This is a genomic window from Exiguobacterium sp. s166 (genome assembly GCF_018618855.1).
GTDB lineage: Bacteria > Bacillota > Bacilli > Exiguobacteriales > Exiguobacteriaceae > Exiguobacterium_A.
This window is the reverse complement of record NZ_JACSMU010000005.1, coordinates 152,431-167,718: the sequence shown is the minus strand read 5'-3', so window position 1 is coordinate 167,718 and position 15,288 is coordinate 152,431. Positions and strand designations below refer to the sequence as shown.

Here is a 15,288-nt window from a genome sequence, read left to right as displayed (position 1 = left end):
CTGGATTTTAAACGCCTTCGTATATTTGACCATAAAAAACACCCCATAAAAGTTGGATTTTCATGTCCAACTTTTATGGGGCAGTTCATAAAGACCGGGACGCTTTTGTGTTACTTCGGAATGACAAGGACTTGCCCGACGGAAATCAAATTGACGTTAGTGATTTTATTGGCACTGGCAAGAGCGGTGACCGTCACGCCATACTTCGTTGCAATGGAATATAACGTGTCACCGGCTTTGACAGTATAGGTGACGGTAGTGGTTGGAGGCGGGGTTGTCCCCGGGATGACAAGGACTTGTCCGACAGTGATCAGATTGTAGTTCGTGATGTTGTTGGCTTTAGCGAGAGCGGCAACTGTGACATTGTAGAGGTTTGCGATTTTATAAAGCGTATCGCCCGATTTAACCGTATACGTTTTACTGCCGCTTGGAGGCAGCTTCAGTAATTCGGAGATCGTGACGAATTTATATCCTTTGGCTTTGAGTTGCGAAATCATCGATGGAAGTGCAACCGGTGTGCCGGGTGCACCAGCCCCTGTATGCATCAGTACGATGGATCCCGGGACGATGTTTGGGACGACACGTGCCAAAATGGCTGTGGAACTGATACCTTTCCAGTCAGTTGTATCGATGTTCCACTGAATCGTTTTCGTGTATCCGGCATTACCGACGGCGGCAAGGACAGCATTATTGCTTGCGCCAAACGGTGCCCGGAAAATCGGTTTAGTCGTCCGGCCGGTCAATGACTTGATTAAATTTTCCGTTTTTGATAGTTCACTCGTCATTTGTGTGGCGGTCAATTTCGTAAAGTCAGGGTGCGTATAGGAGTGATTTCCAAGCTGGTGCGTCGGTGTGGCAGTTGCAATGTTTTTGATACGTTGCGGATGATTGTTTGCTCCTGTACCGGTCAAGAAAAAGGTCGCTTTGACATTGTTGCTTTTGAGAATGCTGAGGATTTTAGCAATATTGGTTCCGTCAGCTCCATCATCAAACGTCAGTGCGACGACTTTACTCGTCGTCGATCCTTTTGTGACAAACGTCGAACTGGCTGCATCTGCCGTCAAACCGTAACTAAAGAAAGGAAAAAGCGATATCAACACTATCATGATGATCCGAATCCATTTCCCGTGCATGTGTACGTCGCCTCCTTTTTCTAGGATGACTGCGTCTCACTTGTCTCTACTTATCTATTACCCTTTTTGAGCAAAAAAACTAAAAAAGAGGGAAATAATTCCCGAATTATTATCAATTTAAACGGAATTGGTGCAAATAATTGTTTAGCCTCGAAATGAATAGGGAACTTATAGTATATGGAAATAGTAAAAGGAGTGGAAACGGATGATTGAATTTAAAAACGTCGGTAAGCAATTTAAAGACAACGTTGTCTTAAAGGGCTTGACGCTCGAAATCAAAGAGGGCGAGCTGGTTGTATTCATCGGACCGAGTGGATGTGGAAAAACGACATCCTTAAAAATGATCAATCGTTTGATTGAACCCTCGTCGGGGACGATTTTAGTGAATGGAAAAGACATCATGAAGACGGATACGATCGAATTACGCCGGCATATGGGATACGTCATCCAACAGACCGGTCTTTTTCCGCACATGACTGTCCGGGAGAACATCCAATTGATTGCCGGACTTGAAGGGAAAGACCACGATCAGATGGATATTCGAACGGAAGAGTTGCTGCAAATGGTCGGTCTTGATCCAAAACAATTCATTGACCGTTACCCGAGTGAACTCAGTGGTGGACAACAGCAACGCGTCGGGTTTGCCCGAGCCTTAATGAATGACCCGGACGTCATCCTGATGGATGAACCGTTCAGTGCGCTTGACCCCGTCACACGAAATGACCTCCAAGAAGAATTATTCAACCTCCAGGAAGAAGTCAAGAAGACGATTGTTTTCGTCACACATGATATGGATGAGGCGATCAAGCTGGCTGATCGGATTTGTATCATGCGCGATGGGGAAATCGTTCAGTTTGATACACCGGAAGAAATCTTACGTCATCCGAAAGACGAATACGTCGAATCCTTTATTGGGAAAAATAAGATTTGGAGCAGTCCGGCGTTCATTAAAGCAGAGGACATCATGATTGAAGATCCTGTCTCGATCAGTGGGAAACGGACTCTGTTGCAGGGGATTGAAATCATGCGGGGACGTAAAGTCGACAGCCTGTTGATCACAGACCGCGATCGCATACTCCAGGGAATCGTCAAACTGAAGAACATTCAAACGGCTCCTGATAAAGGTGTCCGGATTGAAGACGTCATGGAAGGGGAGCTGGTTGCTGTTGATGAGCAGGACTCCTTGCTTGATGTACTTGAAGTCATGAACCATGAAGAGACAGGGTATCTGCCGGTAACAAATAAATCAGGACAATTACGTGGATTAATTACAAGAAGTAGCTTGCTTTCCGTCTTGAGTGAGCAGTTCATTCAGGAGGAGGAAGTTCAATGAATGGATTTTTAGATTATGTTCAAAATAATACCGGTCAAATTTTTGACTTATTGCTCGAACACTTACAGTTGACTGTGTTGGCAGTCGTCATTGCCGTTGTACTAGGAATTCCAATCGGTATTCTCATCACGCGGTATCAACGTTTTGCGAAGCCGATCCTTGCATTGACAAGTGTCGTCCAAGCTGTTCCAAGTCTTGCCTTGCTCGGATTCCTGATTCCGTTCATCGGAATCGGTTCAACACCTGCTATTATCATGGTCGTTCTCTACTCACTGCTTCCGATTGTCAAAAACACGTACACCGGGTTATCAAGTATTCCGGGAGACATGCTGGAAGCAGCGAAAGGAATCGGGTTAACGGATCGTCAGATTTTGGGTAAAGTTCAAATTCCACTGGCGTTACCGATCATGATGGCCGGAATTCGGATCTCTGCCGTGACGGCTGTCGGTCTGATGACGATCTCTGCCTTCATCGGTGCAGGTGGACTGGGGTATCTGGTCTTCTCCGGTATTCAAACTGTTGATAACAATCAGATTCTTGCCGGTGCCATTCCTGCAGGCATCTTAGCATTAGCGATTGATTTCATCGTTAGCCGGATTGAGTATTCGGTCGCGCCGAACGGAATTCCGCTTGCGGACGGTCGGGTGAAAAGCAGAGCCCGTAAACGCCGGAAAGCAATGTCGGCCGGAAAGAAAATTGCAATTGCAGCGATTGTTTTCCTATTGATTGGCGGAACCGTTGCCTATTCGTTCTTAAAAACGGATAAAATCGTCATCGGTTCAAAAAACTTTACGGAACAATTGATTTTAGGAAATATGTTAGCCGATTTAATTGAAGATAAAACCGATTTGGAAGTCGAACGCCAGCTCAATCTCGGAGGCACAAAAGTTGCCTATGGAGCGCTTGAAACGGGTGAAATCGATGCCTATGTCGAATATACCGGTACATTATTGATTGATGTCCTGAAACAAAAACTGGAAACCGATCCGGAAGCCGTCTATAAGAAGGTCGGAAAAATGATTCCGGAAAAGAGCCAGGTTGATGTTCTGGAGCCAATCGGCTTTAACAACACGTACGCTCTTGCGATGACAAAAGAAGATATCAAAAAATATGATTTAAAAACGGTCTCTGATATGGCGGGTGTCAGTAATCGCCTCATTTTAGGATCGACGATTGAGTTTGCGAACCGCGAAGATGGATACCTCGGATTGAAAGAGAAATATCCTGATATGAAATTCAAAGATGTTCAGCCTGTCGATGGTGGTCTTCGTTATACTGCATTGACAAATGGAAAAACAAATGTCATCGACAGCTTCTCGACAGACGGCTTATTGAAAAAGTTTGATCTGACAGTTCTTGAAGATGATAAAGAATTTTTCCCACCGTACTATGCAGTCCCGATTGTACGTCAAGAAACGCTCGAAGAACATCCGGAACTAAAAGAAGTCCTGAACCTGTTGAAAGATAAGATTACGGATAAAAAGATGCAGGAATTGAACTTTAAAGCCGATGTTGAAAAAGAACGCCCGGAAGATGTGGCACGTGAATTCTTGATTGAAGAAGGATTAATTAAAAAGTAAAACAAAAGAGAGCCGAGGCGGGAATCCGCTTCGGCTCTTTATCATGCGCGCTGACGCGCTATATCGTTTTGGAAAATAGGTAATCCTGGTGGTAGATCATTATTTTTTGATTCGACTAGCGAGCCAAGCGCGAACTGTATTTTGCTGAATCATACATGTTCTTCCTCTCTTGATTGAATTATTCCTAAACTCAAGGACTTTTGCTCGGCATCGTTAACAATACGTGCTTGTAACTCTTTCGTCAACCCATCTGTTTCATATACGGGTAAAGTCGGCAAACCGTAACTTGGATTATTTGTGGATGAAAACAAGTCAGCCATTAACCGTTCTTCGAACAATGGTGTCATTTTAAATCCTCCTCCGTCGTGATTCCTGCCTTACATCTACAGTGTAAGGGAAAGATGTAAACAGGATAGAAGAGAATTGTTAAAAACAGGTGAACTTTGTAAGCGTTTTCACATTGTCGTCAAATCTTCTTTTACCGGCTCACAGTCAGTAGCATACTGTTGACCACGTTTGACGTATTTCCGAATGGTCCGTTCCATGATGAACCGGTCATGGTCGTTGATCTCACGAACGATTTTTGCCGGAACACCCATGACCATCGAGTTCGGAGGAACGACCATTTTAGGTGGAACGAGACTTCCTGCTGCAACGAATGCACCTTGTCCAATTTCGGCTTCATCCAAAACCGTCGCCGACATTCCGATCAAGGCACCTTGACGAATGATTCCCCCGTGGATCATCGCCATATGTCCAATCGTGACATCATCTTCAATGATCGTCGGATAGCCTTCATACTGATGAATCATCGATCCGTCCTGGATATTGACACGTTCGCCGATTTTAATCGGTCCCTCATCTCCGCGGATGACAGTGTTGAACCAAACGGTCGAATCCTTACCGATTTCAACTTCCCCGATGACCTTAGCGCCGTCCGCGATATAGACACTTGGGTCGACGTTTGGAACCAATTGACCTACACGATATTTCATATCTGTTCCTCCATTTCATTTTGAACTGTACGTTTTCATCTTGACGGCTTGAAAAATAAATTGCAACTGCTTCCAAACTAATTGTAAGATGGTAAAAATACCGTTCACAACAGGAGGAAACAGGATGAATCAGACAGTTCGGGCACGACTTATTACAATCGCCGCCAAAAAAGAAAAAGCGGCGGTCGTCTACAAGGGGATTCAAGTCATCGATGTGATGACCCGCGAGACGTATCAAGCGGATGTCGCAGTGGATTCCGGTTACATTGCCGCAGTCGGCGACGGATATGAAGGAATCGAAACGATTGACGGAACAGGTAAATTCATTGCGCCGAGCTTCATCGACGGACACGTCCATATCGAGTCATCGATGGTGACACCAAGTGAATACGAGCAAGCGATTTTACCGCTCGGTGTAACGACCGTCATCGCCGACCCACATGAGATTGCAAACGTAAAGGGAGCGGAAGGGCTCCAGTTCATGTTGGACGATGCAGAAGGACTATCGCTTGACGTGCGAATGATGTTACCAAGCTGTGTTCCGGCGACGTCATTTGAACATGCCGGAGCGTCGCTCGATGCAGCGGCACTCGAACCTTTTGTTAATCATCCGGGAGTGCATGGCTTAGGGGAAGTCATGGACTATCCTGCTGTCGAACGGGCTGATCGTGATATGCTGAAAAAAATTGAACAAATCGAGAGTGCTGGTAAACTGGTCGATGGTCATGCCGCAGGACTTGGCGCACGTGAATTGAATATCTATGGTGTAGCAGGTATTCGGACGGATCACGAAGCAGTCAGTAAACAAGAGGCAATTGAGCGGGCACGTCGCGGATTATACGTCGAAGTCCGGGAAGGATCGGCTGCCCGGAATCTCAAGGAAGTGCTCGACGCAGTCACGGAAAGCAATGCCGGTCGATTCCTTTTCTGTACGGACGATAAGCACCTGGACGACACGTTACGTGAAGGAACGATCGACTATAATATCCGCTATGCCATACAGCACGGTATTAAGCGTGAAACGGCCTATGCAATGGCTTCTCTTCATGCAGCTAATGCGTATCAACTAAATGACCGTGGAGCAATCGTACCGGGACGTCGTGCGGACTTTGTCATCTTGCAGGATGCCGATCAAGTGATCATTGATGAAGTGTTTGTCAGTGGAGAGCCGGTCGCCCGAGCCGGTAAAACAATCATCTCATCCCAAAAGATAGCGGTACCGTCGACATTGCGCGGCGAACTGAAAACGAAGCCGATCACGGATCAAGTTTTTGAATTAGTATTAGAAAAACCGAAAGCGCATGTCATCGGAATCATCCCGAAAAGCATTGTCACGGAACATTTGATTTTGGATGTGCCTTTACAGGACGGGAAATTTGTCCCCGTCCCGGAACAGGACTTATTGAAAATCGCCGTCATCGAGCGTCATAATGCGACCAACTTCTCAGCAGTCGGCATCGTTAAAGGGTTTGGCATGAAGCGAGGTGCCATTGCGGCGACGGTCGCCCATGATTCGCATAACCTTGTCATCGTCGGAACATCGGATGCCGAGATGAAACTTGCGGCAGAGCGTCTGATTAAGGCGGGTGGAGGTGTCATTGCGGTCAATGGGACAGAAGTTCTGGCGGAGTTGCCGCTTGAAATCGCTGGATTGATGACGAGTCGTCCTTTCCAGGAAGTCGGAGATACACTCGAAGCGCTCAATGATGCACTTGATGTATTAGAAGCCGACCGTTCCTTTAATCCGTACTTGACGATGTCGTTCCTCTGTTTGCCTGTCATCCCGAATCTGAAGTTAACGGACAGCGGATTGTTTGACGTTAAAACGTTCCAACATATTGCAGTACAAGCTTAAATGAAAAGGTAAAGTCCACGAAAGGTGATGACGTGGACTTTACCTTTTCTTAATAGTTTTCCGGTTGAATCATTATTTGATCCTTGTTATAGTAGGTCTTATATCTTTGTGAAAAGTGTAGCTTAATGAAACTTTTCAGGAGGATACTCCGTAGAAAAGAAGAGAACAATCAGAAAGGACAGATTCAATGGATAAGTCATATTTTGAAGGTCATGAAAAGTTGATTGCTGATGTATACCGTTCGTTTATCGACCAGTTTCATGAGTTACCAAACAACCGGCGTACAAAACGTCAGTTACGAAATCTTGCGTTTTCAGTGATTCGACAGGCTGGTCCGACCTATCAGGAACGAACCATCTTATACGCATTTTTTGCTGAATTTTTCCGTGCTGTCGAAGAAGGACAGCGGGAAGAAATCGAATTTTATAAACAAATCGCACAGTAAAGACCCCGATCGGCTCCGGCAGAAGGGGTCTTTGTTGTATACAAAAACCGGTCACCAAGGGAAGCCTGGTAACCGGTAGGAGGATACTTATTTTACTTCCATCCATTTGAAGCTCATGTCTGCTCCGAATGGGTGACGATATAGTTTGTCGATGTTCGCACGTTGCAAGTATGCTTCACCTTTTTGGTAGATTGGAGCAATCGCATAGTCTTCTGCCAAGAGCATTTTTTCAGCTTCTTGAAGCGTCGACCAACGTTTTGCTTCATCCGGCTCTGCTTTTGCTTCTTTAATCATCTTATCGAACTCTTTGTTCGAGTATTCCATACGGTTAAAGCTTCCGCCTGTTAACCACATATCGAGGAACGTCATTGGATCCTGGTAGTCAGGGCCCCAACCGGCAGCAGAGATGTCGTAATCGCCTTTAGACTCGAGGTCCAGGAAGTTTTTGAACGGTTGTTGCTTGATGTTGACCGTAAGACCCGGTAAGTTTTTCTCGAGATCACCTTTTAAGAATTCAGAAACTTTCTTGAAGGCATCTTCATCACGTGACAACATATCGAGTTCTACTGTTTTGACACCGAGTTCTTTTAGGCCGGCATCCCATGCTTTTTTCGCTTCTGTTGCATCAAAGCTTTGGAGATCTGGATATTTGGCACGGAAATCTTCCCCATCCGGTGTGAATGTAAAGTCTTTTGCGACGATGAAGTTAGCCGGTTTTGAACCGTCATTTAAGATGACGTCTGTAATTCCTTGTTTTTCAAAACCAAGTGCAAGCGCTTTACGGATGTTTTCGTTTTTAAGTGCTTTATTTTTTTGGTTGAATCGAAGGAAGTTGATCCGTGCATCTGGACGTGTCTTGTAGTTGTCGGATTTTTCGTATTGTGAGACGAACTCCGATGTGATAGGTGCGAAGTCGACGTCTTTCGACTCGAACAAGTTGACACCAGTCGAAATTTCTTTAACGACTTTTACATCGATTTTTTCCATTTTGACGTTTGCTTTATCCCAGTAATCCGGGTTTTTCTTATATGTCCAACCGGAATTAGATTGCCACTTATCCAAAATGAATGGTCCGTTGAAGAGCATCGAGTCGACGTTTGTCGCAAACTTGTCGCCTTTTTCTTCGACAAACGATTGCTTGAGTGGTAAGTAAGTAGGGAAACTTGTCAATCCGAGGAAGTATGGAGCCGGAGCTTCCAATTGAACTTCAAGAGTTTGATCGTCTACTTTCTTGACACCGAGCGAATCGAGTTCTGCTTCACCGGCTAAGATTTTGTTAGCATTTTTTAAATCCTGAAGGATGTATGCGTACTCTGCTCCTGTTTTTGGATCGAGTGCACGTTTCCAAGAGTAGATGAAGTCGTCTGCCGTAACAGCTGAACCATCTGACCACTTGGCATCTTTACGGAGTTTAAATGTATATGTTTTCTTATCATCTGATACTTCGACACTTTCTGCGATTCCGGCAGTCGGTTTGTTGTCGCCGTCAAGACGGTAGAGACCTTCAAAGACGTTGTTCGTAACGATGATGGATGTTGAGTCCGTTGTTTTTGTTGGATCAAGTTGTGGCACATCCGTAGTCGAGATGAGTGTCACCTCTTGTTTTTTTTCTTTTGAGGAAGAAGAGTTTCCATCTGATTCATTGCTTTGGCCACAAGCTGCTACTGCGAGCAACGCCATGCTGGATAGTCCAGCAAAGGCAATTTTAGTTTGTTTCTTCATGTGAAAGATGACCCCCCGATTAGATTGAAATGATTTCAGAAAAGTGTGAACATAATGTAAATTTAAGTGAAAGCGAGTAAAAATGCAACATAAATTTTCTGACAATTCTTATTGATCAAGGTCTATATGCTCAATTCCGAGTGTTTTCAAGTAGTCATAAAGTATGAATATTGTTAGTTTATGAGGGGAATACATCCGTAAAGTTAATTGTCGACCGTTACTATGCAAGCGCATATTAGTGATACGAACTCCTTGTTGTTCCAAAGCTTCTTTTACATATTGAGCGTTTGTTTCACTGGATAGTATCAAATGAGCAACCATGACGTTGGCTTCGAAACGACTATTGTTAAAACGTTTCATTATTCTCGTGATTATTTCTAAAGAAAGAAACAGAAAAATTACTAGAAAAGCGGCTTCATAAATAAATCCCGCCCCGATTGCTATGCCTATCCCGCTTGAACTCCAAATGATGGCAGCTGTTGTCAAGCCGCTGACGATATCATGAGGTCGTCTTAAAATGACACCGGCTCCAATAAAACCGATACCTGCAATGACTTGAGCGACAAGTCGCATTGGGTCCATCTGAATATTTGGCGCAATCTCGCTGTAAAGAAGGACAGACTTAATGGAAACAATGGTTAACAGACAGCTAATCAGGGTAATTACGAGGCTAGTACGTATACCAACAGGTTTGTTTTTGATTTCACGCTCAAATCCTAAAATAATTCCAAAAATAGCAGAAATCATTAATTTTAAAAAATCTTCCAGTTGGAACGAATGGATCCAATTCATGTTTATCAAATCCTTTCTTTACAACGGCTTTGATTTTGTTATAATGAATTTTGTGTCTTTCGAATGAATATACGTTTGATATGAATAGATATACAAGAAATAAAGGACGTGTTAGAGAATGAATCAACAAAAGATCGGCTTTTTTGCTTTAGCCGCAATGGTCATTGGATCGATGGTCGGTGGAGGTGCCTTTAATCTGCCGGGAGCGATGGCTCAAAAAGCAAGTGCAGGTCCGATTTTGATCGGATGGGGAATTACTGGTCTTGGTATGATTATGCTGGCACTGGTATTTCAGCACTTAGCAAACAGTAAACCGGAACTTGAGGGCGGCATTTACGCGTATGCCCGTGAAGGATTCGGACGATTTATCGGTTTTAACAGTGCCTGGGGATATTGGGTCTCGGCCTGGATCGGGACAGTTGCCAACATAACGTTGGTCTTTAATGCACTCAGTTACTTTTTCCCGATTTTCTCATCAGAAAATCGTGTATTTTTGTTGATAATGAGTATTTTCGTCGTCTGGGGACTTTTTTTCATCGTCTCGAGCGGGATTAAAGAAGCGACACTTGTCAATCTGATTACGACGATCGCCAAGCTTGTTCCGATTTTGATCTTTATTTTACTGGTAGCAATTGCGTTTAATGTGAAGACGTTTAACCTCAATTTTTGGGGAGAAGGAACAGAATTAGGCAGTATCTTTACGCAAGTCAAAGGAACGATGCTTGTAACGCTTTGGGCCTTCGTCGGGATTGAAGGGGCTGTCGTCTTGTCGACACGCGCCAACAAACAGAGTGATGTCGGGAAGGCGACAGTCGTAGGACTTGTCGGAGTACTTGTCATCTACATCCTGATTTCCGTCTTATCGCTCGGTGTTTTGAACCAGGAGCAATTAGCAGGATTACAAGAACCGACAATGGCTTATGTGCTCGAAGCTGCCATTGGTCCGTTTGGAGCCACATTGATTATGATCGGATTGATCATTTCGTTATCAGGAGCATTGCTCGGATGGACGATTCTTGCATCTGAAATTTCCTACCTTGTCGCGAAAGACGGTGCGTTTCCAAAGTTCTTTGCAAAAACGAACCGTAAAGGGGCGCCGGTCGGTGCGTTGCTGATCACTCAAATTGCGACCCAGTTCGTTGCGGGTATCGCCTTATTTTCTGCACAGACGTATTTAGTCTTATCCAGTATTGCCGGAATTTGTGCTTTGTTGCCGTATCTGTTGTCTGCCGTATACAGTGTCCGTTTTTCACGAGCAGAACGTAATACGAAGATGTTAATCTTCTCGACGATTGCTGCTGCCTATTCACTGTGGCTCGTCTACGCTTCAGGGATTTGGTATATCGTCATCGCAGCCCTCGTCTATGCACCGGGTATCATTGCCTACCTGATGGCAGAACGGGAACAGAAACGGGGCGGCATGTCGCGTTACGAAATGATTGCAAGCGGAATTTTAATTATCTTAGCTGCCGTTGCGATTTACGGAATGGTCGGAGGTCAAATTCAATTGTAAGACAAAAAAGCAAGAGGGACGTTAATATCCGTCTTGATAGACAAAACAGGAACCGGATCAGCATCCGGCTCCTGTTTTTTTGTTGTCTGGTATCTATCTCAGTCTTCAGAATTTGCTGAGCCGAAGCGGTGTTCCACTGCATCAACAGACAGTGGTTCAGAGAAAATGAATCCTTGCATTTGTTGGCAAGGCGTCTCTTGTAAATAATGTAAGGCGGTTGCCGTTTCGACACCTTCTGCGACGAGGTTCAGCTTTAAGTTTTGACCAAGTTGAATGATTGAGTCGAGCAACCCGTTTTCTCCTAAATCGATGCCGTCAATGAAGACTTTATCGATCTTGAGTTCATCAATCGGAAAAGCACGCAAATATTGTAAGGAAGAATAACCTGTTCCAAAATCATCAATCGATAATCGGAAGCCAAGCGCTTTGATCAGTTGCATCCGTTCAATTGTCCGCTGTGTTTGTAAAATTGCGATGTTCTCCGTCAATTCAAGGGTGACGAATTGCGGATTAATTATTTTCTGGGTCACGACGTGTTGCAGCGTCCGGACGAACGAGTCACTTTGGAACTGGTGCGGTGAAATATTGATGGCCATCGTCAAATCAGCCGCAATCCGTTTCTGCCAAATGGCGAGCCGCTCACAGGCCTCGATGACGACCCAGTTGTTAATGGGTGTGATCAAAGCGGCTTCTTCCGCAAGTGGAATGAATTCATCAGGAGGAATGCTCCCGAGTGCCGTATGATTCCAACGCAACAGCGCTTCAAAACCATCGACATGCTTGGTTTTCAAGTTGATGATTGGTTGATAGACCAAATGAAGGGCTTGATCCTCTAAAGCCGTAAATAATGAGCGTTCGAGCTGTAATTTCCGGGTGAACTGCTCATCCATTTCATGGGTTAAATATTGAATCGTTCCTGTACCGATTGATTTTCCGGCATACAAGGCCATTTCCGAACGGCGGTACAAATCTTCAAGTGATTTGGCTTCCGAAGGATAGACGGTAATTCCGAACGTACAGGAGATGATTAAGGAATGCCCATTAATATAATAGGGACGTTGCAATACTTGTTGCAGTTTCCGGGCATACTGGAACAGGGCATTCCGGTCGGTGACTTTTAGCAATAAACCAAACAAGTCACTCGTCGGATGGAACGTTAACAGCTGTTTTGCATGTTGAGACAAACGTTTGGCTAACGCTTGTAACAGTTGGTCGCCTACATGTGTACCGAAAGAATCGTTGATGACTTTAAAACGATCAATATCAAATAAGATGAGTGAGATCGGGAAATCATCAGATGCTTTGGAGAATAAGACCTGACCTTCACGAAGGAAGCCTCGTTTATTCAGCAGATGGGTCAATTCATTATGATGGACTAAAAAATCAAGTTCCTGTTCGAGATGTTCGGTTTCCGTAATATCGGTACCAATGAAAATATGTTGGAAACGGACACCATTTACGTCATACACTGGAATCAGGGTGGCACGAAGGACTTTTTTAGAATCATCCTGGGTCGAAATCGATAGTTTTCCGGACCAGGCCTTTTTTCTTTTGATTTGGGAGCGGATCGTCGGAAGAACCTCTTCCGACGAATCGAGGAGGATCGTCCAAGCTTGACCAAGCAACGCATTTGGACAAAATCCTGTAACGTCTGTCAAGTTGGCATTGGCATATTGAATCGTTCCCCGTGCGTCGAAGATGGCGACACAAGCGATTTGATCAAACGCATATCGTAAATCCATCAATCCCTGGAATAACGGTTTGCTTGCATTTTGTTGAGTAGAAGAAGGCAACTGACAGAAAAAAGCACCAAACGGCTCATTTTTGTCATCAAAGAGCGGTGAGACGAGTAACGTCGCTGCTGAATGTTCACCTGACTTATGCAGAAATGTTGTATTGGGTAATTGGATCGATTGTCGTTTTTTTAAAAATGAATGCCAGATTTGCCGACTGAACGCAGCATCTTCCGGATCAAGGAGCGGAATCAATTGTCCAATAACTTCTTGTGCCGACCAGCCCCAGCAGGATTCGGCAGCCTCATTCCAGGAATGAACAGTTAAATCGACGTGCAGAATAAATGCAGGTAAGGGAAATCCTTGCATGACAGTTTCATAGGAATTAATGGTCGAACGATCCATTACGGACGCACACTCCTTTTAAATGATCAGAGATGACGGTTCACTTGTCTTGTCTATTCCCAGTATATTCAATTTTCATGCGGATAAATCCTGTATTTCGATTGAAGATTATCTGTTTGAATCTGTTATAATCAGAATGAAAGCGTTTTCTAAGCGAAAAAAGGGGGATTTATCATGAATCAAACAGAGAAAATTATTTTACAGACAGAGAAATTCGGGGCACACAATTATCATCCACTCCCAATCGTCATCTCGGAGGCAGAAGGGGTTTTCGTTAAAGATCCGGAAGGCCGCGAGTATATGGATATGCTTAGTGCCTATTCAGCTGTAAACCAAGGACACCGTCATCCGAAAATCATCGAAGCCTTAAAACGGCAAGCGGATAAAATTACGCTGACATCCCGCGCCTTTCACAATGACCAGCTCGGATTCTTTTATGAAAAGGTCGCGCAATTGACAGGAAAAGATATGGTCCTGCCGATGAATACGGGAGCGGAAGCGGTCGAGACGGCAGTCAAGGCAGCACGTCGCTGGGCGTACGAAGTCAAACAAATTCCGGGAGATGCCGAAATCATCGTCTGCGAAGGAAACTTCCATGGTCGGACGATGACGGCTGTTTCGATGTCAACAGAAGCCGAATATCAACGCGGATTCGGACCACTCTTACCGGGCATCAAAACGATTCCGTACGGGGATTTGGAAGCACTGAAAGGTGCCATCACGGAAAATACAGCTGCCTTCATCGTTGAGCCGATCCAAGGTGAAGCGGGTATCCTGATTCCGTACGAAGGATTCTTGAAAGATGCTCAAGACGTCTGTAAGGAACAAAACGTACTACTCGTCTCGGATGAAATCCAATCAGGACTGGGCCGTTCGGGTAAATGGTTTGCTTCGGACTGGGACAATGTAACACCAGATATGTACATCTTAGGAAAAGCACTGGGTGGCGGCGTGTTCCCGATTTCTTGTGTGGCTGCCAACCACGATATCCTGAGTGTCTTTAATCCTGGATCGCATGGTTCGACATTCGGTGGGAATCCATTGGCCTGTGCGGTATCTGTCGCTTCACTCGAAGTTTTGGAAGAAGAGAAGTTGCCAGAACGTTCACTTGAGCTCGGAACATACTTTATGAACCGTCTAAAAGAAATCGACAATCCGATGATTAAAGAAGTTCGTGGACGTGGACTGTTCATCGGTGTCGAATTGACAGAAGCTGCTCGTCCGTATTGCGAAGCATTAAAAGAAAAAGGATTGCTCTGCAAGGAAACACATGAGACAGTCATTCGTTTTGCACCACCACTCGTCATCACAAAAGAAGAATTAGACTGGGCATTCGAACGGATTGAACAAGTCCTCGGCGTCTCGGTTGCACAGTAATAAACTACTCCCTATCGGAAAGCGATAGGGAGTTTTTTAATCGACTGATTTTTGGATTTAGGACAAATGAGAGCAGAACGATGTTTGAATCTGTTTCAGGTGGGAACATATTATTATGCGTTAAAAAAATAGGGGGTAATGAACATGTCAAACGATAGCGGATTAAGCAAAAAAACGGATGGTTTAGTTGATAAAGTTGCCGGAAAAGCGAAAGAAGCGCTTGGAAAAGCAACAGGAGATAAATCAACAGAACGTGAAGGCAAAAAAGATCAGCTTAAAGGCGATGCTAAAAAAACGGTTGGAAATGTTCAACAGAATCTCGAAGATACAAATCGTCGTTAATCTGTACCCATTAAGGTCCCTTGTGTAGAGGGATCTTTTTTTATGAAAAAATATGTATAAAGG

Annotated in this window: 13 protein-coding genes; 7 read left to right on the top strand and 6 right to left on the bottom strand. The window is 44.5% G+C overall.

What is annotated here, in order from left to right; translation table 11 throughout:
• Window positions 1-110 precede the first annotated feature (110 nt).
• Window positions 111-1,133, bottom strand: coding sequence for a LysM peptidoglycan-binding domain-containing protein (locus KNP93_RS12320; RefSeq protein ID WP_214855487.1), 1,023 nt, complete (start codon window positions 1,131-1,133; stop codon window positions 111-113).
• A gap of 205 nt (window positions 1,134-1,338) precedes the next feature.
• Here KNP93_RS12320 and KNP93_RS12315 point away from each other — a divergent pair, with 205 nt between their 5' ends.
• Together KNP93_RS12315 and KNP93_RS12310 are read left to right on the top strand one after the other, a co-directional pair.
• Complete coding sequence (locus tag KNP93_RS12315) at window positions 1,339-2,466, top strand: ABC transporter ATP-binding protein (protein ID WP_114596923.1); 1,128 nt, start codon at window positions 1,339-1,341, stop codon at window positions 2,464-2,466.
• Window positions 2,463-4,046, top strand: coding sequence for an ABC transporter permease/substrate-binding protein (locus KNP93_RS12310; RefSeq protein ID WP_131504300.1), 1,584 nt, complete (start codon window positions 2,463-2,465; stop codon window positions 4,044-4,046). The genes KNP93_RS12315 and KNP93_RS12310 overlap by 4 nt, the downstream gene beginning before the upstream one ends.
• 149 nt (window positions 4,047-4,195) lie before the next feature.
• Here the strand turns inward: KNP93_RS12310 and KNP93_RS12305 are convergent, their stop codons facing one another.
• Window positions 4,196-4,393, bottom strand: coding sequence for a hypothetical protein (locus KNP93_RS12305; RefSeq protein WP_012369402.1), 198 nt, complete (start codon window positions 4,391-4,393; stop codon window positions 4,196-4,198).
• Window positions 4,394-4,501: 108 nt separating this feature from the next.
• A complete protein-coding gene (locus tag KNP93_RS12300) occupies window positions 4,502-5,041 on the bottom strand; it encodes a gamma carbonic anhydrase family protein (protein ID WP_131504299.1) in 540 nt (179 codons plus the stop codon).
• A 124-nt stretch (window positions 5,042-5,165) separates the two neighbouring features.
• Between KNP93_RS12300 and ade the strand changes: the two genes are divergently transcribed.
• On the top strand, window positions 5,166-6,896 hold the full coding sequence (ade, locus tag KNP93_RS12295) for an adenine deaminase (RefSeq protein WP_131973662.1): 1,731 nt from the start codon (window positions 5,166-5,168) through the stop codon (window positions 6,894-6,896).
• 187 nt (window positions 6,897-7,083) lie between these two features.
• Window positions 7,084-7,341 carry a hypothetical protein gene (locus tag KNP93_RS12290; protein ID WP_131504297.1) on the top strand — a complete coding sequence of 86 codons (258 nt, stop codon included), beginning with the start codon at window positions 7,084-7,086 and terminating at the stop codon, window positions 7,339-7,341.
• Window positions 7,342-7,428: 87 nt separating this feature from the next.
• Here the strand turns inward: KNP93_RS12290 and KNP93_RS12285 are convergent, their stop codons facing one another.
• Window positions 7,429-9,063 (bottom strand): peptide ABC transporter substrate-binding protein, encoded by a 1,635-nt coding sequence (locus tag KNP93_RS12285; protein WP_131504296.1) that lies wholly within the window; start codon window positions 9,061-9,063, stop codon window positions 7,429-7,431.
• A 108-nt stretch (window positions 9,064-9,171) separates the two neighbouring features.
• Window positions 9,172-9,855, bottom strand: coding sequence for an MgtC/SapB family protein (locus KNP93_RS12280; protein WP_131504295.1), 684 nt, complete (start codon window positions 9,853-9,855; stop codon window positions 9,172-9,174).
• A gap of 118 nt (window positions 9,856-9,973) precedes the next feature.
• On the opposite strand from KNP93_RS12280, the gene KNP93_RS12275 reads away from it, so the two are divergent.
• Window positions 9,974-11,368: a basic amino acid/polyamine antiporter gene (locus tag KNP93_RS12275; RefSeq protein ID WP_214855485.1), complete on the top strand. Its 1,395-nt coding sequence runs from the start codon at window positions 9,974-9,976 to the stop codon at window positions 11,366-11,368.
• 98 nt (window positions 11,369-11,466) lie between these two features.
• Here KNP93_RS12275 and KNP93_RS12270 read toward each other — a convergent pair whose 3' ends face one another.
• Entirely contained in the window at window positions 11,467-13,506 is a 2,040-nt protein-coding gene (locus KNP93_RS12270) for a sensor domain-containing protein (protein WP_214855483.1), read from the bottom strand.
• A gap of 174 nt (window positions 13,507-13,680) precedes the next feature.
• Here KNP93_RS12270 and KNP93_RS12265 point away from each other — a divergent pair, with 174 nt between their 5' ends.
• Window positions 13,681-14,883, top strand: coding sequence for an ornithine--oxo-acid transaminase (locus KNP93_RS12265; RefSeq protein WP_214855480.1), 1,203 nt, complete (start codon window positions 13,681-13,683; stop codon window positions 14,881-14,883).
• Between the two features lie 144 nt (window positions 14,884-15,027).
• Window positions 15,028-15,225, top strand: a complete 198-nt coding sequence (locus KNP93_RS12260; RefSeq protein WP_114596916.1) for a CsbD family protein — start codon at window positions 15,028-15,030, stop codon at window positions 15,223-15,225.
• Window positions 15,226-15,288: the final 63 nt, after the last annotated feature.